General features: G+C 33.4%; 21 protein-coding genes. 11 read left to right on the plus strand and 10 right to left on the minus strand.

The window, feature by feature from the left end; genetic code table 11:
• Positions 1-231: 231 nt before the first annotated feature.
• Positions 232-756 (plus strand): hypothetical protein, encoded by a 525-nt coding sequence (locus ACLHDE_RS07055; protein WP_415398494.1) that lies wholly within the window; start codon positions 232-234, stop codon positions 754-756.
• A gap of 131 nt (positions 757-887) precedes the next feature.
• Here ACLHDE_RS07055 and ACLHDE_RS07060 read toward each other — a convergent pair whose 3' ends face one another.
• Positions 888-1,358 carry a hypothetical protein gene (locus ACLHDE_RS07060; RefSeq protein ID WP_415398495.1) on the minus strand — a complete coding sequence of 157 codons (471 nt, stop codon included), beginning with the start codon at positions 1,356-1,358 and terminating at the stop codon, positions 888-890.
• Between the two features lie 184 nt (positions 1,359-1,542).
• On the opposite strand from ACLHDE_RS07060, the gene ACLHDE_RS07065 reads away from it, so the two are divergent.
• On the plus strand, positions 1,543-1,791 hold the full coding sequence (locus ACLHDE_RS07065) for a helix-turn-helix domain-containing protein (RefSeq protein WP_415398496.1): 249 nt from the start codon (positions 1,543-1,545) through the stop codon (positions 1,789-1,791).
• Between the two features lie 58 nt (positions 1,792-1,849).
• Here ACLHDE_RS07065 and ACLHDE_RS07070 read toward each other — a convergent pair whose 3' ends face one another.
• The 6 genes from ACLHDE_RS07070 to ACLHDE_RS07095 all read right to left on the minus strand — a co-directional run bounded on the left by ACLHDE_RS07070 (position 1,850) and on the right by ACLHDE_RS07095 (position 5,826).
• Positions 1,850-2,611 carry a hypothetical protein gene (locus ACLHDE_RS07070; protein ID WP_415398497.1) on the minus strand — a complete coding sequence of 254 codons (762 nt, stop codon included), beginning with the start codon at positions 2,609-2,611 and terminating at the stop codon, positions 1,850-1,852.
• A 184-nt stretch (positions 2,612-2,795) separates the two neighbouring features.
• Positions 2,796-3,278 carry a hypothetical protein gene (locus tag ACLHDE_RS07075; RefSeq protein ID WP_415398498.1) on the minus strand — a complete coding sequence of 161 codons (483 nt, stop codon included), beginning with the start codon at positions 3,276-3,278 and terminating at the stop codon, positions 2,796-2,798.
• Entirely contained in the window at positions 3,275-3,760 is a 486-nt protein-coding gene (locus tag ACLHDE_RS07080; protein ID WP_415398499.1) for a hypothetical protein, read from the minus strand. The genes ACLHDE_RS07075 and ACLHDE_RS07080 overlap by 4 nt, the downstream gene beginning before the upstream one ends.
• Entirely contained in the window at positions 3,761-3,943 is a 183-nt protein-coding gene (locus ACLHDE_RS07085; protein ID WP_415398500.1) for a helix-turn-helix domain-containing protein, read from the minus strand.
• Positions 3,944-4,099: 156 nt separating this feature from the next.
• The gene (locus ACLHDE_RS07090; protein WP_415398501.1) at positions 4,100-4,741 is read right to left on the minus strand and encodes a hypothetical protein; all 642 of its coding nucleotides are present in this window, start codon (positions 4,739-4,741) and stop codon (positions 4,100-4,102) included.
• Complete coding sequence (locus ACLHDE_RS07095) at positions 4,738-5,826, minus strand: tyrosine-type recombinase/integrase (protein WP_415398502.1); 1,089 nt, start codon at positions 5,824-5,826, stop codon at positions 4,738-4,740. The genes ACLHDE_RS07090 and ACLHDE_RS07095 overlap by 4 nt, the downstream gene beginning before the upstream one ends.
• A 277-nt stretch (positions 5,827-6,103) precedes the next feature.
• Here ACLHDE_RS07095 and ACLHDE_RS07100 point away from each other — a divergent pair, with 277 nt between their 5' ends.
• A complete protein-coding gene (locus tag ACLHDE_RS07100; protein WP_415395726.1) occupies positions 6,104-7,717 on the plus strand; it encodes an MASE1 domain-containing protein in 1,614 nt (537 codons plus the stop codon).
• Between the two features lie 64 nt (positions 7,718-7,781).
• Here ACLHDE_RS07100 and ACLHDE_RS07105 read toward each other — a convergent pair whose 3' ends face one another.
• Entirely contained in the window at positions 7,782-10,031 is a 2,250-nt protein-coding gene (locus ACLHDE_RS07105) for a glutamine--tRNA ligase/YqeY domain fusion protein (protein ID WP_415398525.1), read from the minus strand.
• 147 nt (positions 10,032-10,178) lie between these two features.
• Here ACLHDE_RS07105 and gltX point away from each other — a divergent pair, with 147 nt between their 5' ends.
• Genes gltX through ACLHDE_RS07120 form a run of 3 tightly spaced genes read left to right on the plus strand, consistent with a single transcriptional unit; the run spans position 10,179 to position 13,353 of the window.
• Positions 10,179-11,447, plus strand: coding sequence for a glutamate--tRNA ligase (gltX, locus tag ACLHDE_RS07110; RefSeq protein ID WP_415395727.1), 1,269 nt, complete (start codon positions 10,179-10,181; stop codon positions 11,445-11,447).
• A complete protein-coding gene (locus tag ACLHDE_RS07115; RefSeq protein WP_415395728.1) occupies positions 11,444-11,728 on the plus strand; it encodes a YggT family protein in 285 nt (94 codons plus the stop codon). The genes gltX and ACLHDE_RS07115 overlap by 4 nt, the downstream gene beginning before the upstream one ends.
• 2 nt (positions 11,729-11,730) lie before the next feature.
• Positions 11,731-13,353: a lytic transglycosylase domain-containing protein gene (locus ACLHDE_RS07120; RefSeq protein ID WP_415395729.1), complete on the plus strand. Its 1,623-nt coding sequence runs from the start codon at positions 11,731-11,733 to the stop codon at positions 13,351-13,353.
• Here ACLHDE_RS07120 and ACLHDE_RS07125 read toward each other — a convergent pair.
• On the minus strand, positions 13,286-13,780 hold the full coding sequence (locus tag ACLHDE_RS07125) for a hypothetical protein (protein ID WP_415395730.1): 495 nt from the start codon (positions 13,778-13,780) through the stop codon (positions 13,286-13,288). The genes ACLHDE_RS07120 and ACLHDE_RS07125 overlap by 68 nt on opposite strands.
• Before the next feature lie 107 nt (positions 13,781-13,887).
• Here ACLHDE_RS07125 and mobB point away from each other — a divergent pair, with 107 nt between their 5' ends.
• Genes mobB through ACLHDE_RS07150 form a run of 5 tightly spaced genes read left to right on the plus strand, consistent with a single transcriptional unit; the run spans position 13,888 to position 18,385 of the window.
• A complete protein-coding gene (gene mobB / locus ACLHDE_RS07130) occupies positions 13,888-14,391 on the plus strand; it encodes a molybdopterin-guanine dinucleotide biosynthesis protein B (RefSeq protein WP_415395731.1) in 504 nt (167 codons plus the stop codon).
• A 4-nt stretch (positions 14,392-14,395) separates the two neighbouring features.
• On the plus strand, positions 14,396-15,238 hold the full coding sequence (locus tag ACLHDE_RS07135) for a class 1 fructose-bisphosphatase (RefSeq protein WP_415395732.1): 843 nt from the start codon (positions 14,396-14,398) through the stop codon (positions 15,236-15,238).
• Positions 15,222-15,428, plus strand: coding sequence for a hypothetical protein (locus ACLHDE_RS07140; protein WP_415395733.1), 207 nt, complete (start codon positions 15,222-15,224; stop codon positions 15,426-15,428). Before ACLHDE_RS07135 ends, ACLHDE_RS07140 begins: the two co-directional genes overlap by 17 nt.
• A gap of 12 nt (positions 15,429-15,440) precedes the next feature.
• The gene (metG, locus tag ACLHDE_RS07145) at positions 15,441-17,393 is read left to right on the plus strand and encodes a methionine--tRNA ligase (RefSeq protein ID WP_415395734.1); all 1,953 of its coding nucleotides are present in this window, start codon (positions 15,441-15,443) and stop codon (positions 17,391-17,393) included.
• The gene (locus ACLHDE_RS07150) at positions 17,390-18,385 is read left to right on the plus strand and encodes a hypothetical protein (RefSeq protein WP_415395735.1); all 996 of its coding nucleotides are present in this window, start codon (positions 17,390-17,392) and stop codon (positions 18,383-18,385) included. The genes metG and ACLHDE_RS07150 overlap by 4 nt, the downstream gene beginning before the upstream one ends.
• Here the strand turns inward: ACLHDE_RS07150 and ACLHDE_RS07155 are convergent.
• Positions 18,374-19,942 carry an AMP-binding protein gene (locus ACLHDE_RS07155; RefSeq protein ID WP_415395736.1) on the minus strand — a complete coding sequence of 523 codons (1,569 nt, stop codon included), beginning with the start codon at positions 19,940-19,942 and terminating at the stop codon, positions 18,374-18,376. The genes ACLHDE_RS07150 and ACLHDE_RS07155 overlap by 12 nt on opposite strands.

Below are 19,942 nucleotides of genomic sequence, written 5' to 3' on the forward strand. Positions count from 1 at the left end.
AAGTGTTATTATTGTTATTATGTAATAAATTAGATTTTTTTAGTGTATGTATTCTACTTCTGGAGAGGATGGAGTGAGATAATAATGTTAAGGAAATAGATATAATCATCAAGCTGTACTCTGGTTCTTTGTGTATACTTTTAATGCTATAGATTGTTTTGTGATTAATATTCAGCAACGAAATATCATTATTCAGATACTATCTTTATAAAAAATAATAGGATGTTAAAGGTGAAAAGTAAAGTAGTAATGAGTTGGTTTTTAATGAGAAGGAGTTTATTATTCATAACACTATCACTGACTTCTATTATGTTTACTGGATGCCTATGTTTAACCTGTTGGGGTAATGGAACATGTGCAAATAAAGCTAAATGTGAAGGTGTTGGTCACTGTGAATATGGGTATGCAAAGTGTACATCATTAATGCTTGTAGACGAACCATATGATATGACTTGTGACGGTAAAGGAAGCTGTGATAGGAATATGACTTGTGATGGAATTGTTACTTATGGGGACAATAATATTGCATATTGTAAAGGTCATATGATATGTGGGGGAACAGAAGGAACTTGTGAAGGAAATGGAGTCTGTATTGGTGGGATAGGTGTTTGTGATGGAGTAGTAGCTAACTGTGTAGGATATGGAACATGTCAAGGAGTTGCAGCCACATGCCTTGGACTACCAGGTACAACATATGATTCAGATATCATGCTTGAGCACTCATTGAATGGACATGACTTAAGTAATATTAAATAAGAGAATTTAAAGTAGAATTTCATATATTTTAGGTAGATTTTGAATGGTGTATTCCCAAGATGGAGCTTTGGGAAAGGATGTTCTTATATGTAGTTAGCCATGGAATCTTTTTATTAATGCTGGTTGATAGGTTAATTAAAAAGATACTGATCTGCTGCTTTCATTTCTTTAGTTTCTTTTATTTCGTCAGCACAAGTTTTCTTATCAACTTCATCTATAACAGTACCAATAAGTGCCAAATTGAACCGTATGCATGTATAATCATTAGCTTTCAATTCGAAGCTACTTGGATCAAAGAATAGATTATCTCTAAATTTATGTGTACCAGGTGAAAACTCATATTTGAAGTAACTATTGTTACGTAAATTCCCAATACTTTTAGAATTATTCCCCTTGTTTTCATATGTACCAACTGCATCAACTTCAAATAATTGTACAGTTCTTATAATGCCAAAATAAGCATCAGGTCTATAAAAATAAACCGTTGCTTTTTCTTTATTATTTTTAAAAACTGAAAATTGCTGTCCAGATGCAGAACAGCCACTAAATCCTAAACCTAGTGCAACCACTAAACTAAGTCCTAAATATTTTAAAGTTTTCATTCTTACCCTTTTTAAATAATTAAAAACACCTTACACCAATAAGTATTAATGGAAGCTTTAACATAATTTAATTATCAATATTAATCACAACAATCACTTAACTGAGTTACTTATACCCATATATCGTTGAGAGTTTTTAGCGTATCTACTATCATTTGCACATATATATCGTTAGGATGCAGTAGTGACAAATGAAGAGCTAGATATTTACAGTGAGGAGATATTAGATATAGTATCTGCTAATGTAAAAATGTATCGTGAGAAGAAAGGTTACTCGCAGATGCAACTAGCTCTAGAAATAGGTATGAGCAGTGGAGCGTATCTTGGTCGTGCTGAAATACGAAAAGAAAACCACCATTTTAATATCAAGCATCTTGCTAAGATAGCGATGGTTTTGGATGTGCCTATAGCTTCATTTTTTAAGCCTTTTTAGCAGATTTTGTGTATATATAATTTTATACTAAAAAATCTACTTAGGCATATAAAATACTCTATGACATTTCGTCATAAAGTATCTCAAGTTTTTCAGTCTTAGATAAATTTCCAACAGAAGTATTTAAAATATCTAGTACCTTATCTTTATCTTTGAGTGAGAAAGTCTCACTTGCACCAGCAAATTTATAATTGCTTGAGCCAATATTATGTTCACTCAATGAAACTTTTACCATGTCTTCAAACTCAGCTATATCGTTATAATAAGCCAATATAAGTGGCTTTATAGATATATGGAATTTTTTATAGTTTTCTTTTATGGCATTTTTTATCTGTGCAAACCTCAATCTTGGCAGAGAATTTGTTTTACCATATTTTAGAATCTTATTGGCACCTATAGATATTTCAATAATATAGAAAAAGTTATTGGTGTAATCACCTATGCTCTCATCTAGAAAAGTCATATCTACACTATCTACGGTGCTGCCTATGCTTAGATAATTTGAAAGTTCATCTTTTGCTTCTTGAACTAAATCTAAATCCTGATATTTTTCAAATATCTTGTAAATTGTTACTATAATTGCTTGGTACTTTTGCTCTTCATTGCACCTGAAACACTCAGTAATGATATATCTTAGTGTGTCAATTTCTACATCATCAATGCGAACTCCACGAGCTGAAGGTGTAATGTAACCTCTACTTGGAGTGATATAGTTTTGAAGTAACTCCTGATAATCTTCACTTATTTGTTCTGGTCTGAACGCATTGATTTTTAATATGAACAAATCTGTATCTTCATTTAGTTTATCAAAAATGCTCATTAGTTTTCCTCCTTCTGACAGTCACCTTCACAGTCACTCTGACAGTCATTAATTTGTCATTTTACAGTCACTCTGACAGTCACTTTTTCAGTCATGACACACTACTACCACTACTTCTAGCGATAATCCTTTGTGCATCCACATAAATATACATGCCCAAGGGTTTACCTTAGACTGATTTATATTATGCTGCACTCTTAAAGTATTTTTCTGTCAGTTCCATGTAAACCTCTGGATGGAAAATTTGATCTATCATCATCTGCACATGCCAAAAAGTATGTTGAGCATGGTGTTCAAATAATTCTGAGTAACTAAAAGACTTATGAAATTTTGAGTCATACTCATCAAATAATTCTAGAAGCTCTTTTGTGATGAAAAAAGAGAATGTATTAATTATAGATGAAGTAATGTGTACTGACCCATACAAAAACTTTAGTTTTATATCATTAACTCTTTTAATCAAACTATTAGATAGCCTGTTGCACACTACTTTATCGGAATGATTTAGTGGATGTAACTTTGAATAATTAGCCAGTAGTTCTACTGATACATCAAAAATTTTATTCATTGATATATATAATTCTTTTTTAGTATCATCCATATCTACACATTCTGTCGAAGTAAATGTATAACCTAAACTACGAATTTTAATTTCTGCGTCTTTCATGTAATGTCCTTTTTAGTACTTTGTAATATGTGCTGAGATAGCTCAAAGACTATTCTTGGTTCTACCTCTAAGTTGTAATCTTGTAGCATTTTCACAGCCGTTGTATTAGCATTTAATCCTGTAACATTGCTTATTAAGTCATGAATTGCTACAATTACAGTAGATTTGTTTTTCAAACTTTCTACTGTAGCAGGTGCATCACTATTGGTCGTAGTGATTATTCCATCTGCTTCAACTTCTTCATTTTTCTTTTTGGCTTCACTTTTTGTAAGCTTAGCAACTCTGTTTCTCCGTTTGATATCATCATATAAAACTTTTACACCATTAACAGATTTAGTACAAAAGTTTAACTTTGTAGCTTCTCTTGAGATTGCCAATGCTGTTCTATGTGGTAATGCTACATGTAGAGTACTAAGCTCTACTCCATTGGTTAATAAATCCTTCAAAGTATTACGCTCTTCAGCTGTCCAATGCTTAGGCATTTATGCTACCTTCGCAGCTTCAAGCCATTCATTTATAGCTTCTCTGCTATAGCGTATATAGCTCCCAATCTTAGAAAATGGAATCTTTCGTTCCATTCTCAACCTTGCCTGACGGCTTACACTGAACCCGTATAAATCTTCAACCTCAAGTGGTGTTAACCACGCTTTATTTTGTAAGTCCATTTAGACTCCTTGTATAATCTCATTATTGAGATGTAATTCACAAATAACTCAAAACTTTAAAAGCTTCTAATTAATTGATTGTTGACATTATTCAATAAATTTCAATAAAATATGGGACAAAATATACTAAATTTTGTCCTTTCAGAAGATGGATTGTTAATGAAGTAGGAGTGGGATTTTTTTTATATATCTATGAATTTGCCTTGCATCATAAGGTGTCAATATCTTCCTTATTTTATATATAGTTGGTGCTTTCAAATTGTGTACTTTATGCTCAAACCATATTTCAAATAACCCCTGAAGATACTCAGTTGAACTATCTAACGGTATACTAAAAGTTTTTACAGTACTAGTGGTATATAAATTTTTAAGATATTTATCATAGTGCATTATTGGTATTATTGGATTAATCTCCACACTTATTGTATTTAGTGATACCTCATTATAAAATGCACATTCAAGTATTCTATAATAATTTAATTTTTTCATATCTAAATTTACGAGATTTGTAAAAATGTGTACTTGTCTTAGTAGTGGAAACTTATCAGTTTTGATGGGTTCTAAAATAGAGAAACAGTATCCCAACTTTTCATCATCTTTTAGTCTCTCCCAACTTGCATCTTTATCGTAATAATCAATTAGTTGATATCTTAGTATTACTTCCCTAGATTGTTTTTCAAATAATATCTCATTATGTTTTCCTTCTATTGAGTCATCGGAAGGAAAGTACTCTTCTCTAAGTTTCTCTTGCTCTTCATCATATTGTGCATCTGCACATATTGATTCCCAATCACTCATCCCAACAACCTTTTACTAGCATCCAGCGTATGCACCGATGAACTCTCTCTTTGCAGTGATAGGTATTGCTTCACTGTTGCAGTGTCTGTATGCCCTAGCATTGCGCTCAGGTGGATAGCTTCCACTCCCATTGATGATAGAGCCGATACAGATAAGTTTCTCATCCAGTGGAAGTTGTACTCTGGTACTGTTACTTCTCTAATCTTTTCCACATGCTCTCGTATTTCTGAGATTGGCTTAGATGGGTCTCTGTTACTTGCAAAGATGTAGTTGCCAAAGCGTTCACATTGCACAAGTGCTTCTTTAACATCTGATGGAAGCTTAAAGCTCATATCAGTATTGATTTTACTATTAGCAGCTCGTATGGTGTAGCTGTCATTTTTAAAATCTATGTCACTCCACATGAGATGCAGTGTCTCTGTCTTTCTTCTTCCATAGAACCCAAACAAGAATAGCGCTCTAATTTTATGATTCTCTGCAAATACACTATTTATGGCTTTATAGACTTCTCTATATTTGGTTTCAGCATTGCTGATCACTTTCTTCTCTTCAAGCTGTTTTCTTTTAATCTTGTGAATATGTTTCACTGGTGTAAACTGTATCAGCTCTTCATCTATTGCAAGTCTAAAGATAGGAACTAAAATAGCTGTGCTCTTCTGTCTTGTTGAGTTGGCTAAATGTTTTGTGAGTGCTGTAATAGTTGAGATGTGCATCGGTGTAACATTTGTTATCTTCATCTTACCAATAGTGGGTTTGATATAGTTGGCATAATGAAGCTTGTAAGACTTTTGTGTCTCTTCATTCCGTTCTGTCATTATCTGTAATCTGTCAAAGTAATCATCTACAGTTGCATCTAAGATAGCACCTGATGATTCCACTCTAAGCTTTACACCTTTTAACTCTTCTAGTTTCTTATACGCTGTTTTAAGCTTGTCTGCCTTTGTATGAGCAGGATTCGCATTGAAAACTTGCCTTGTTGCCTTTGCATTTGTTCTGAAATTTAACAAGAACTTGCAATCATTCGACTTGTGAACAAACAAGCCTTTGTGCTTTGTAGCAATATAATCGGATAGTAAAATAGCCATTGGGTCACACCTTTAATTTGTTATATCTCTATGGGGTCATCTAATGGGTCACACCTAGTATGCGATTAGATAACATTAAGAGATATTGATAAGTTTTCAAGATTGTAGATATAGCGTGCTTAGATGTAGATAAATTCTTTAAGATATATAATCAACTAGAGTTCAATTCTCCTCGGGGTCACCACTTTTTCTCTAAACTACCATATTTTAAGAACTTACATAAAAAAAACTATAGAAACTTTTTCCTTGTACTGACTAATTATGATAAAATCATAATATGACTTTAAGAAAAATAGTTGAAATATTATTATTGGCCTGTGTATATATTGTAAGCGCCAAGATTGGACAAACATTTGCTATAGGCCCTGGGAATGTTACACCTGTTTGGTTTCCTTCTGGAATTATATTTTTTATAATTCTATGGAGAGGTTATGCTATATTACCAGGTGTATTTTTAGGTGCAGCCATAGGAAATGGATGGGCCTATTGCTCTTTTGAAGACTACCAGCAAACCATCACAACTCTAACTGCAGCGTCTTTAAACGGTATTGGCGATACTTTATATGCTCTTATTGGAGTATACTATGTCAAAAAAGCAACTACAATAAACAATTTTTTCACCTCTTTTCAAGACATAATCACCTTCATAGTATACGCTGTGATTTTTGCTTCTTTAGTAAGTGCAATATTTGGAGTCACTGGTCTATTTTTAGCTGACTTAATAACAAGTAATGAATACTGGAGCTTATTTACTACATGGTTCATTGGAGATGCTGTAGGGGTTTTATTATTCGCACCACTCTTAATAACATTACTTCAAAATCAATGGAATTTTAAATTTCATCCAAGACTTTTTTTCTACTATATTCTTCTGGCAATTTTTATATTTCTGATTCCTTATATTCCTATTGTTAATCAGTTTGACATCTTACATATTCTCATTATAGCTATTCCTATTTTAATTTATATTGCATTTAGAGTAGATCAATTCTCTGCTTTATTTTTTGCAACTCTAGCAAGTTTAACAGTTCTTATTTCAAATGCATTCACTAATAAACATATTGATATTAACGAACTAAATCAAGTACTTATTTCTACGCAATTGTTTGTATTTTTATTATTTACAATCTTGTTATTTTTTATTGTTCTTGTCAATATACTTCATAATGAAGAAAATAAAAGAATTGAACAACATGACTTAATGTTAAAGTCTCAACAAAACGCAATTAGTGAAATGATATCAATGATTGCACATCAATGGAGACAACCATTAGCTGTTATAAGTATGCAAGTTAATAATATTCTTTTTGACATTGAGTTGAAAAACTTCAATACTTCAGTCGCCACTCAAAACCTTTATGAGTTACAAGAACAAGTATCTTATCTATCTAAAACAATGGATGACTTTGGATTAATGCACAACACAAGTAATACTGCAAATACAAGAGTTAACATCAACGAACCAATCTTAAAAGCAATTAGTTTACTAGAGAAAACATTTGTAAACAATAAAATTAGAATAGTGCACGAATTACATTCAAATAGTGAATTATCTATTTTAGAGGGTGAAATGCTTCAGGTTATTTTAAATATTTTAAACAATGCAAGATATATTCTAATTTCTAGAAAAATAGATAATCCTTTGGTGTATATCAAAACAAACGATTCAAAAGATAATACTACGATTATAATAGGCAATAATGGTGGTGGAATTGAGAGTAAACACATTGATAAAATATTTGATGCATACTACACCACCAAAGAAGAAAAAAATAATTCCGGCTTAGGTTTGTATATGTGTAAAATTATTATTGAGAAAAACTTTGGAGGAACTATTTGGTTCGACAATACAGAAAATGGAGTTGAGTTTACTATCAATCTTCCAGTTTAATTAAACTAACTATATCTTTTATACAATGTCACCACTTATGCTTATATAATTCCCTTTAAATTTATTATTTTAACTTTCCTGCGACAAGTTCATTTACCACTTTTGGGTTTGCTTTGCCACCTGTGGCTTTTAGTACTTGCCCGACAAAAAAGCCTAAAAGTTTTGTGTTACCAGCTTTAAACTTGAGCACGTTGTCTGGATTTTTTGCAATTACTTCATCAATAATAGGCAAGATTATAGAAGGGTCACTTATTTGCACAAGTCCTTTACTCTCAACTATTTGTGCTGGATTTTCTCCAGATTCTGCCATCTTTTCAAATACTTCTTTAGCGATTTTACTTGAAATAGTCTCATCATCAACCATCTTAATTAGTTCAGCTATCTGCGTAGCATTAAATTTCAGTTTATCTGATTGTTTTTCTTTTAACACTCTGGCTACTTCATTCACCACGATATTAGCTAGGCTCACAGGACTATTAAGCACAGATAGAGCCTCTTCATAGAATGACGAAAGATGCTCATCACGAGCTAAAATATTAGCTACTTCACTATTTAGTTTAAGTTCATTTGTGTACTTATCAAACAGTGCTTTTTGAGCTTCACTCATATGTGCTTCTTCACCATCTATTTGCACTTTTTTAGCTTGAGTTTTTGATGTATTCTCAGGTGCTTTTTTCTTTTTAGCGTAAGAGTCTTTAAGACCGACAATTTTATTAAACACAGGTGTTTCATCTGTGTAATCTATTGGATCAGCATAAAAGTACCCTTGTCTTTCAAACTGAAATCTTTCATCGGGTTTCTCATTTATCACAGAAGGCTCAATTAGAGCATTTTTGATAACTTTTAGAGAGTGAGGGTTTAAGTCTTCTAATCCTTCTGGTGCTTCTGATGAGTAGAGTCTGTCATAAAGTCTAACTTCTACACTCTTAGCAGATGCGGCATCTACCCACTGAATAGCACTTTTAACCTTGATACCGCTACTGTCTGAGCCACTTTTAGACTCAGGATGATACTCTGCTATTATTTCTGTGATATTTCCACTGGAGTCTTTAATAACTTCCTTATAAGTAATGATAAATCCGTGTCTAAGTCTAACTGGTTGTTGAGGCGTAAGACGGAAGTAACCTTTTGGAGGGTTTTCATTAAAATCATCACGCTCAATATAAATCTCTTTAGAAAAAGGTAATTTTCTTGAGCCTTCTTTAGGTACGTCATGTGGGTAGTACGGGGCTTCAATCTCTTCGCTGCCCTCATAATTTTTGATAGTTACTTTTATAGGGTCAAGTACACACATAACACGTGGCACTTTTGTATTTAAATCATCTCTTATACAAAATTCAAGCTGTGCAACATCAACCGTTGAGTTTGCTTTTGCTATACCTATTTGATCACAAAAGTTCAAAATAGATTGTGGAGTATAACCTCTTCTTCTATATCCAGCAATTGTTGGCATACGAGGATCATCCCAACCACTAACCTGCCCACCTTCAACCAATTCTAAAAGCTTTCTTTTACTCATAACGGTATAGTTAATAGCAAGACGTGCAAACTCATGCTGATAAGGACGTGGCAACTCAAGCTCAAGAGTATCTAGTACCCAATTATAAATATCACGGTTGTTTTCAAACTCTAGTGTACAGATAGAGTGAGAAATGCCCTCAATATAGTCAGACAAGCAGTGAGCAAAGTCATACATTGGGTAAATAGACCATTCATTACCAGCTCTAAAATGGTGCGAGTGTCTGATACGATATAAAAGCGGATCTCTCATTTTCATATTGGCTGCACTCATATCAATCTTAGCTCTTAATATATGTTCACCGTTTTTAAACTCACCCTTTTTCATTCTCTCAAAAAGGTCTAGATTTTCTTCAACCGTGCGCTGGGCATATTTGCTGCGTTTTCCTGCTTCTGTAACAGTACCGCGGTATTCACGTATCTCTTCTTCTGTTAGACTATCAACGTATGCCTTGCCCATTTTAATAAGCTCAACCGCATAATCGTATAGCTTAGGAAAATAATCAGAAGTAAAATATACTTGATTATCCCACTCAAATCCAAGCCACTCTACAGCATCTTGAAGAGCCTCAACATATTTAGTGTCTTCTTTAGTTGGATTTGTATCATCCATTCTCAAGTTACAGTGACCATTATAATCACGAGCGATACCAAAATTTATAAAGATAGACTTAGCATGTCCAATATGTGGGAACCCATTAGGCTCTGGAGGAAATCTTGTAACAACCTCTTTATATTTGCCTGACTTTAAATCTTCTTCAACTATTGTACGTAAAAAATCTTTGCTCTCGCTCATTATTATTAAACCTTTTAATTTTGAAACTATCATAAGAGCTGTATTTTATCAAATTAGAGCTTATAGCACCCTAGAGAAGTTAAACATACATCTTATAATTAATCAAAAATTTGTTAAAATCACAAAAATACTATTTTAGGAATTTTAATGCTTAGATTTGCGCCTAGTCCAACTGGTGATATGCACATAGGTGACCTCAGAACTGCCCTATTTAACTATATTGTGTCAAAACAGAGAAACGAAGATTTTATAGTTCGTATAGAAGATATAGAGAAAGAGAAAAATGTAGAAGGTAAAGATGAAGAAATATTAGCATTACTATCTCTTTTTGGCATTGAATACTCTCAAGTTATTTATCAAAGCGAAAACGTACGTTTTCACTCTGCTATGGCTCTGCAACTCATTCATGATAAAAAAGCATTTAGCTGCTTTTGTTCACACGAGTGGCTTGAAAAAAAGCGTGAAGAAGCAAAAGAGAACAAAAAAGCTTATAGTTACGACGATGCTTGTAGAAACCTGCCTGATGAGCTTGTGCTTGACAATATGAACCCCTTTACTATTAGACTAAGTAGACCAGATAAAGCCATAGTTATTAATGACCTCATAAAAGGTGAAGTTAGCTTTGAGCCAGATGCTGTTGATAGTTTTATAATCATGGATCAAGATAAAACTCCTACATATAACTTTGCTTGTGCAGTTGATGATATGCTAAGTGATATCTCTTTAGTTATTCGTAGCCAAGAGCATATGAGCGATACGCCTAAGCAAGACCACGTTAGAACATCTTTAGGTTATGAGAAAAAAGTAGAGTATGCTCACTTGCCTATTATTTTAAACGACACTTTTAGCGTTAAGTGGCTTTTAGAGGAAGGTTTCCTTCCAGCTGCTATTTCAAATTATTTAATATCAATAGCAAATGAGACACCTCAAGAGATTTTTGATGTTAAAGATGCGATAGAGTGGTTTAGCTTAGAAAAAATATCTAAGTCCCCTGCTCGCTTTAGTATTGAGCTTTTAAGAGAGATAAATAAAAAACATCTTAAAAACATGGATGCTACGGAGCTTTCAAGATATGTAGGTTTTGCAGATGCTAACATCGGTGAGCTTGCAAAGGTTTACTTAGAAGAAGCTTCTACTACAAAAGAGTTAAAATCGAAAATAGAAGCAATCTTCGCAGCCAAAGAAATTCCTGAGGAGTTTACAGAGGTTGCACAAATAATGGCAAAGACTATTAAAAATGCGCCATATTTTCAAGAGTATGATGATTTTAAAAAGTACATTATGAAAGAATCAACTCTTAAAGATGAAAACTTTTCTAAAGCACTGCATTTTTTACTAACTGGCGCAGGAAATGGTCCAGATATTGCTTTAGTTTATAAGTATTTAAAAAATTATATAAGAGAGATTATAAAATGAGTATGTTAATGGAAATAATTCAAGGACTTGGTTCTATTATTGTTAGTCTTGTAAATATTTATGTTTGGGTTATTATTGTTACAGCACTTTTAAGTTTTGTAAACCCAGACCCGTATAATCCTGTGGTTCAGTTTCTCCATAGAGTTACACAACCCGCATATAGACTTGTCCGTAGATTCATTAGAACAGACTTTAATGGATTAGACCTAGCACCACTTGTAATCATTATAGCTCTACAGATAGTTATTGTTTTACTGAGTGCCCTACTTCACTCATTGTAACTATGATTAAGATTTTTCTACCACTATTGCTTATGTTGGCATCTTTAGATGCCAACGTAACTCTTCAAGAGATAGACTCAAAACCTACAAGTCGCGCAAAAAACTTTATGATATGGCAATACCTAAAACAAGATATTACTCCCGAGCAAGCTGATAAAGCTTACGCTCAGATTAAGGGTAAAAGCAATAAACTATTTAAACTTTATGCAAAAAAAACGAATAATCCTCAAGTAAAGAAAAAAATCTCTTGCATGAAAGAGAAAAAACTTTTATCTATAGAAGATGATAAATGTTTAGAACTTGCCTTTTCTCCATACAAAACACTTGCCATGACAAAAAATGAAAGAGAGAAACTTTCAAAAAAGATTAAAACAAAAGCCAAAATAGAACTTCTTAGAATCCAGAATGAGCCCTACTCGCAAGAGGCATACAGTAAGTATGACGAGAACACGATACTATCACTTTTTGTAAGAACTACATCCAGGCATCGTAGAGAAAATCTTAACATTCATCTAAATAATGAGTTTATAAATAAACTATCATCATCTTGGAGAATATCTCAGTTTGTTAAAATAGTTGTGCATGACGACAAGCTAAACAGACTGCAGTTAGCTCTTTTAAACCTAGAGGGAGAAAAACTAAACTCTAAGACTAACTTTTATCTAGCCCTTAATCATATAAAATATCTAAACAACAAGGCAGCTATACATTACTTTAATCTATCTCTTTTAAAAGCTAAAAAGAAAATTGATATTGATAAGAACTACTTTTGGATGTATAAAGTTACAGAAGATAAAAAGTATCTAGATAAGTTACTACATAGTCGAGATATAAATATGTATACTCTTTATGCGCATGAAAAGCAAAACAAAAGCTTCAATAATTACTTTTGTGCTGTAGAAGTAAATGAAGATGAAGCAGATAAAAATATTCAAGACCCATTTGAGTGGAGCAGCGTAATAGCTGATATAAGGAAAGCTTCATCACAAGATAAACTTTATGAACTCTCTAAGACTTATATGCAAGAAAATATGATACCTGTTCAGACTCTCATACTTGAAAAAGCATATAAATACTCAATGCACGGTTATGTTATGCCATATGATAGGTATCTAAGAGATATATCAACAGATGAAAAAGCTCTTGTTTATGCGATTATGCGTCAAGAAAGTAGACTTATTCCTGCTGCTCTATCTCGCTCATATGCTCTAGGTCTGATGCAGCTTATGCCGTTTGTAGCAGATGCTATCTCTAAACAGGTAAAAAATCCGGTAAAAAACTACGATGAGATGTTTATACCTAAAAATAACATTAACTATGCGCTCAAGCATCTAGAGTGGATGAAAAAGTCTCTGTATCACCCTCTTTTTATGGCTTATGCTTACAATGGCGGTATGGGTTTTTTAAGAAGATATCTTGAAAAAGGTACTTTTAACAGCGGAAAATATGAACCATTTTTGAGTATGGAGTTAATGTCTAACTCTGAGAGTAGAGAGTATGGAAAAAAAGTTCTAGCAAACTATGTGATGTACAAAAAAGTAATGGGTGAGGAAGTCTCTATTCTTCGCCTTTTTGATACGTTAACGCATCCGAAGAAGACTGATCGGTTTCGAGTACAAGGTTGATTGTGTTTTTTTCTTCTTTTTCAAAAGCTACAAGATAGTATCTCTTCCACTCACTACGAACAGAAGCTAGATGAGAAAACTTATTTTCAGCATCTAGCTTTTTTATTTTCATGGGAAGTTTACCGTTAAGTTTTATAGTGAGTTTTATCTCATCAAGACTGTTTGTGTCATACATCTTTTTTTCTTCTTTTAGGTAAAGATATACATAAAAATATTCGTTAACAGTATATATATTTGGATAGACGTCATTTAGATATATAGCAGAGAAAATTCCCTCTACATCTTCACCCATTTTTATTTTGCTTCCCTGTAAACTTGTTGCACTTAGTTCTTGATCTTCTTGCATTTTAAACTTGCTAAAAGCATTTTTATCTGCACATCCCATAAATAGTAGTGAAAAAGTTAAAATTAATAATATATATTTCATGATTATTCCTATAATTTATGAAAGAATTATATCTTATTAAACAAGCTTTTAAAGACTATTTTGTATAATCACTTAAAATTTTAGATAAATAAATATAAAGACATAAAGTGAACAAAAGATTAGCAGTTGCATTTACAGGTCCATCAAATAGTGGAAAAACTACTCTTATACTAAAAGTAGCCAGAAAACTGATTCATGAGCATGGTAAAAGAGTGGCAATAGTTAAACACGATCCAAGTGATAAGGCTCGTTTTGATGTAGAGGGCAAAGATAGTTATAAGTTCTCAGACACAGGGGCAGAAGTGATTGTCACTTCTCCAACTAGAACTACTTACTTCTCTAAACAAAACAAAGATTTAAATGAGATGATTAGACTTTTTAATGATTTTGATGTTCTACTTGTTGAAGGCTTAAAAAATTTACCACTGCCACGTATAAGTATATTTAGAGATGGTCTCGACAGCGACTACTTTCCTTATATGAATGCTTTGGCAATTGATGAGAGTATCAACACCCAGGACTACGATGTGCCTAGCAATGTTGATATTTTGGACTTAAATAACTGTGAAGATGTAATATCTTGGATACTTAAAAATGCGAAGGAAGTATAAATAAATGGATGACATATTTGACGCGATTCAGCGTACTGCAAAAAGAATTAAAAAAGCGATAGATGTTAAAGATATAGGCTATTCACAACTAGCCAACAGTTCTGGTGAGACTCAGCTTCAGCTCGACATTCAGTGTGACATGATTATTGAAGAGGAGTTTTCTCAAGTACCTTCTATTCACACCATTGCCAGTGAAGAGAAAGAAAAGGCGATGCTTTTAAATGAAAACGGAAAGTACTTTATCGCTTATGATCCACTTGATGGCTCATCTTTAGTGGATGTAAACCTAAGTGTTGGTTCTATCTTTGGTATTTATGATGGTGCTTTTGAAGTAGGCAAAATGGTTGCTTCATGTTATGTTGTTTTTGGTCCTCGTGTTGAGATGGTATTTGCTCACAACAAAGCAAAACTACACCTGCTTCAAGGTGAGAATTTTGAGTTTGTCAAAGAGATTCGTCTAAAAGAAAAAGGTAACTTAAATGCTCCTGGCGGCACTCAGCAAAATTGGGAACCTTACCATAAAGAGATGGTGGACAGCTTTTTTAAAGAGGGTTATCGCTTAAGGTATTCTGGTGGAATGGTTCCAGACCTTCACCAGCTTCTTCTTAAGGGTGGTGGACTATTTTCATATCCAGCAACTAGTGACAAGCCCGATGGAAAACTTCGTAAACTCTTTGAAGTGTTTCCTTTTGCGTTCATCTATAAAACTGCAGGTGGCGAAGCGATAGATGGTAAAGCTGATTTAATGAAGCTTTCATGTGGACATATCCATGATACTTCACCATGTTTTTTTGGCTCTAAATATGAGATAGCGAGAGTAAAAGAAGTTTATGCAGCCAACGCATAATCAAGAAAAAGATAAGTTTGAACTTCATCTTGATGAAATGATAGTCAAAGTGCAAGCTTGTCAAAAAGATAAAAAATTAGTATCTTGCAGCATTTGCGAACACTATATAGCTTGTGAACTTAGAATTGATTATGTAAAATCAGTATACAACAGCATGTCCAAAGGCGAGACAGGCGGATTTGAATTTTAATGAGGGAAATTAATGAATAAATATATAACAACACCTATCTATTATGTTAACGGTGAAGCACACATTGGACATGCATACACTACTTTTATAGCCGACACTATGGCTAGATATGAGAAACTAAAAGGTAATAGAACTTACTTTTTAACTGGCACAGATGAGCATGGACAGAAGATAGAAGAATCAGCACAAAAACATGGAAAACCAACCCAAGAGTTTGCAAATGAAATTAGTGCGTCATTTAAAAATCTATGGGATGAGTTTGAAATTGGTTATGACAAATTCATTAGAACTACAGATGCAGACCATAAACTAGGTGTTCAAAAAGCTTTTGAAGTGATGTATGCTAAGGGTGATATATATAAAGACTTTTATGAAGGACACTATTGTGTAAGCTGTGAGACTTTCTTTCCTGAGACTCAGTTGATAGACGGTGAGTTTTGTCCTGATTGTGGTAGAACAACAAGTATAGTAAAAGAAGAAAGTTACTTCTTTAGACTTTCAAAATACGAAGATGCACTTCTTAAGCACTATGCTGATAATCCTGATTTTATACTTCCTCGCTCTCGTGCTAATGAAGTTATAAACTTTGTAAAAGGTGGGCTTAGAGATCTCTCTGTTACTAGAACATCTTTTACTTGGGGTGTTAAGCTTCCTGAGTCTATGAATGATGACAAGCATGTTATGTATGTTTGGTTAGATGCTCTTATGAACTATGTTACAGCTCTAGGTTATGGCAAGGATGATGCTAACATGGACTTCTGGCCTGCATCTACGCACTTTGTAGGTAAAGATATTCTTCGTTTTCACGCTATTTACTGGCCTGCATTTCTTATGAGTCTTGACTTACCTCTTCCAAAACACATCGGTGCACACGGATGGTGGACTAGAGATGGCGAGAAGATGAGTAAGTCAAAAGGCAATGTTGTATCTCCTAAAGAAGTCTCAGATGTTTACGGTGTTGAAAACCTTAGATATTTTATGCTTAGAGAAGTTCCTTTCGGTCAAGATGGTGATTTTTCTCAAAGAGCATTTATAGATAGAATAAACTCAGAACTTAGTAATGATTTGGGTAACCTTCTAAATCGTATCATCGGTATGAGTGGAAAATACTCTGATTTTGAGATAGATAGCAAAGATGTAGAAAAATATCACACAAAAGAGCTAGATGCTATGAATGAGGCTCTTGGTAATCTTGATGATTTTATGCAAAACATGCAGACTCACAGATATCTAGAAGAGCTTTGGAAACTGTTTGCTATAGGGAACAAAGCTATTGAAGAGCATGCTCCATGGGTTAAAATGAAAGAAGGCAAAAAAGATGAAGCTCTTGCTACTGTTGCGCTTGTTGCAAATATCTTAGCTAAAGCATCTATCATGTTAAGTCCTGTTATGCCTAGAACTACTGCAACGATAGCAGATGCACTTAACTTTACTATAGATAACACTAGCTACAACGACCTTGTTGTAGATAAAAAGCTATTAAAATTATTTAATATCAAAAAAGTTCCCCCTCTTTTCCCTCGTGTTGAAGAGCCTTTAATGGAAGAAGCTCCAAAAGCTATGCCTGATGATAAGCCAAATGACAATATGAAAGCAGATCTTATTGCCGAGAAAGAATCTAAAAAAGAAGAAGATGATAACCTTATAGAGATTGGTCAGTTTTTTGAAACATCTTTAAAAGTCGGTACTGTTTTAGAGGCTGAGGAAGTTCCTAAGAGTAAAAAACTTCTCAAATTACAAGTTGATATAGGTGAAGATAAACCTCGTCAGGTTGTAGCTGGAATCAAAGAGTTTTATTCTGCCGATGCTCTGCTAAACACTCAAGTATGTGTAGTCGCTAACCTAAAACCTGCAAAGCTTATGGGAATGATATCTGAGGGAATGCTTCTTGCTGCTAAGGACGAAGATGGTCTATGTTTAGTAAGACCTGAAAAACCTAAAAAGGCAGGCACACCTATTGGATGAGACTTGAAAACTTCCTTGCACTTACACATGCTAAACTTGTAAATGAGCCATGTGTAAATAATTTTGAAAACACTGTTTTTGAAGCTAATAAAGTAAAGAGAGGTGATATCTTCTTTGCCTATAATGTTCAAGATATAGAGTTGGCTGTGTTAAACGGTGCATATGGAATAGTTTTTGACAAACCTACACAAATTCTCGATGAAGAAATAGCTTGGATAGAAGTAAACAGCATTGATGAAGCACTAAAGCGACTCCTTCGTTTCAAGATGATTGAAAAAGAAATAGTTGCTTATGAATGTAATGAGATTATTTTAAAACTTGCTCTTCAAGTGATTGCACAAACAACTTTTGTAGTTGTTTATGGAGATATAAAAAGTGTTTTCAAGTCCCTTTGGGAAGTAGAAAATGGAACTACAATACTTTTTTGCCCCACTCTAAACTCTAAAGATATGTTTACAAACGTAAAAACTCTATCTAAAATAGCCATAGAACCCATAGAGATTATGGAACAAACTCTTTTTGAGACATCATTTATATATGACAATATATTTTATGAGAGACAGCTAATTTCACCATTTTTTATTCCTTATCTTGCAGATTTATTACATCTGCTTAAAAGTCTAAAAATAGACTTTAGACTTAGAAAGTTTACACCTATAGAGCACTTTGAAGCAGTTTTTACAAACAAAAACTTTGAGATAAAAGATTTTGGAACTAGCGATAAAGTACTTATCTTTGAGAAAAACACAAGTCTTGTAGATAGCGAAATAACCTTTCTGCACTCTCGTGCATCCTGGGCAAAGATAATCTGCATCGTTCCTTCTTCTATTAAGCAATCTGAAGAAGAAAATATATTTGGTTACAAGCATGAAAAAGAGATATTACCTATATTAAAAGAAAACAACTTTCACTTTGCTCTTATAGTTGGAGTAGATAAGTCGATTCTCAACAAACGCATACCTTACCAAACTCAACTCACTTTAGACTTCTAACTCTCTCTTTAGCTCATCTTTATTAATCTTGTTCTTGTCACTCTGAACTAGCGGAAGTGACTTTTTATAGATAACTCTGCTTGGAATCATGTAAGATGCCAGATGTTTTTTCAACTCAAATATTATCTCTTTTGGTGCTATTTCACTTACTGAAGAGTAAACCATAACTATCTCCTCTTCTATAAGTTCATTATCTATAGAAAATACGGCACATTGCTCTATTTGAGGTAAGCATCTAGATACAACTGATTCTATTTCGTATGGAGAGACTCTGAAGCCTCTTGTTTTTATCATATTATCATGTCTTGAGACAAAATAGAAATATCCCTCTTCGTCTTTATAGACATAGTCACCGGAAGCTACAACTATCTCATCTGTGAGTTGCCCTTCTATATTGATAACATCTTTTAAAATCTCAATTGACTTAAATCTCTGAGCATTTTGCTGCGGTGCATTCCAGAAGCCTTTGTAGATGTATCCACCTCTGTGAATCAACTCCCCTACTTCTCGTACCGCACACTCTTTGCCGTCTTTGTTAATAACATAAAGTTCAACATCAGGAATTGCTTTACCAATGGAATCAGGTCTAATGCCTACTTGTGATGGATTTAAATAAGTTGAGCGAAACGCTTCTGTAAGCCCATGCATCGAGTAAAACGCAGCATTTTGAAAAGTTTTTTTACAGTTACTTATCATCTTAGCAGTCACGTTACCGCCAGATGAAGTGATAGTTTTTATACCATCAAAAAGCTCAGGATTTGGGATTCTGCTCATCTCTTCATCAAACATCTGCGTTATATTTATTGGCATTAGAGGTATAACGGTTACATTATCATCAATTAGGTGGTTAAAGAAATCTGCTGGTAATATAAATCTGTGTAGTGCTAAAGTAGCTTTTTTGTAAAGTGTACAAAAGATTTGATTTAGTCCATAATCAAGGTTAAAGATAAGAATACCAGAGATAACATCATCTTCTTGAAGGTCTAAGTACTGAGAAACAACGCGAGCAGAATCAATAAGATTTCTGTGCGAAATCACAATACCTTTAGGAGTTCCGCTCATGCCAAAAGAGTAAGTTATTAAAGCATTACTATGTCCATTTATATCACAAACATATGGTTTGTTGTAGTATTTAAAGATTTCTTCAAAAGATGCTATTTCCTTTGTGGACGTTTCATATGAAATAATATGACCATTAAAATCAATCTCTTCTATGCTATCTTGCTCTACTTTGTCTGTAATAATACACCTAATATTACAATCGCTTATTATATATTTAACCTGCTCTGGTTTTAAAAGTTTTGTAAGAGGTACCAACATATAGTCAGTTGATAAAATAGCTAGTATGGCAATAACCTGCTCTATTCCTTTACTTGAATATATACCAACTCTTGAGTCTTTTGGAAGATCTAACTCTTTTAAATAATAAGCTACCTGATTAACTTTTGCAAACAACTCAGAATAAGTTATGCTTTTTTCATTAAAAACTAATGCTATTTTATCTCCGTGAGTTTGCGCCGCATCTTCTATAAGTGTTCTTATGCAGTTTATTGACAT

The sequence above is a fragment of the Sulfurimonas iocasae genome, assembly GCF_047716755.1.
Lineage (GTDB): Bacteria > Campylobacterota > Campylobacteria > Campylobacterales > Sulfurimonadaceae > Sulfurimonas.

What these genes read in the sequence shown, in the direction of transcription:
- ACLHDE_RS07060 (WP_415398495.1), bottom strand. Translation starts at nt 1,358, where the DNA reads ATGAAAACTTTAAAATATTTAGGACTTAGTTTAGTGGTTGCACTAGGT.
- ACLHDE_RS07070 (WP_415398497.1), bottom strand. Translation starts at nt 2,611, where the DNA reads ATGAGCATTTTTGATAAACTAAATGAAGATACAGATTTGTTCATATTA.
- ACLHDE_RS07075 (WP_415398498.1), bottom strand. Translation starts at nt 3,278, where the DNA reads ATGAAAGACGCAGAAATTAAAATTCGTAGTTTAGGTTATACATTTACT.
- ACLHDE_RS07080 (WP_415398499.1), bottom strand. Translation starts at nt 3,760, where the DNA reads ATGCCTAAGCATTGGACAGCTGAAGAGCGTAATACTTTGAAGGATTTA.
- ACLHDE_RS07085 (WP_415398500.1), bottom strand. Translation starts at nt 3,943, where the DNA reads ATGGACTTACAAAATAAAGCGTGGTTAACACCACTTGAGGTTGAAGAT.
- ACLHDE_RS07090 (WP_415398501.1), bottom strand. Translation starts at nt 4,741, where the DNA reads ATGAGTGATTGGGAATCAATATGTGCAGATGCACAATATGATGAAGAG.
- ACLHDE_RS07095 (WP_415398502.1), bottom strand. Translation starts at nt 5,826, where the DNA reads ATGGCTATTTTACTATCCGATTATATTGCTACAAAGCACAAAGGCTTG.
- ACLHDE_RS07100 (WP_415395726.1), top strand. Translation starts at nt 6,104, where the DNA reads ATGACTTTAAGAAAAATAGTTGAAATATTATTATTGGCCTGTGTATAT.
- ACLHDE_RS07105 (WP_415398525.1), bottom strand. Translation starts at nt 10,031, where the DNA reads ATGAGCGAGAGCAAAGATTTTTTACGTACAATAGTTGAAGAAGATTTA.
- gltX (WP_415395727.1), top strand. Translation starts at nt 10,179, where the DNA reads ATGCTTAGATTTGCGCCTAGTCCAACTGGTGATATGCACATAGGTGAC.
- ACLHDE_RS07115 (WP_415395728.1), top strand. Translation starts at nt 11,444, where the DNA reads ATGAGTATGTTAATGGAAATAATTCAAGGACTTGGTTCTATTATTGTT.
- ACLHDE_RS07120 (WP_415395729.1), top strand. Translation starts at nt 11,731, where the DNA reads ATGATTAAGATTTTTCTACCACTATTGCTTATGTTGGCATCTTTAGAT.
- ACLHDE_RS07125 (WP_415395730.1), bottom strand. Translation starts at nt 13,780, where the DNA reads ATGAAATATATATTATTAATTTTAACTTTTTCACTACTATTTATGGGA.
- ACLHDE_RS07135 (WP_415395732.1), top strand. Translation starts at nt 14,396, where the DNA reads ATGGATGACATATTTGACGCGATTCAGCGTACTGCAAAAAGAATTAAA.
- ACLHDE_RS07140 (WP_415395733.1), top strand. Translation starts at nt 15,222, where the DNA reads ATGCAGCCAACGCATAATCAAGAAAAAGATAAGTTTGAACTTCATCTT.
- metG (WP_415395734.1), top strand. Translation starts at nt 15,441, where the DNA reads ATGAATAAATATATAACAACACCTATCTATTATGTTAACGGTGAAGCA.
- ACLHDE_RS07150 (WP_415395735.1), top strand. Translation starts at nt 17,390, where the DNA reads ATGAGACTTGAAAACTTCCTTGCACTTACACATGCTAAACTTGTAAAT.
- ACLHDE_RS07155 (WP_415395736.1), bottom strand. Translation starts at nt 19,942, where the DNA reads ATGTCAATAAACTGCATAAGAACACTTATAGAAGATGCGGCGCAAACT.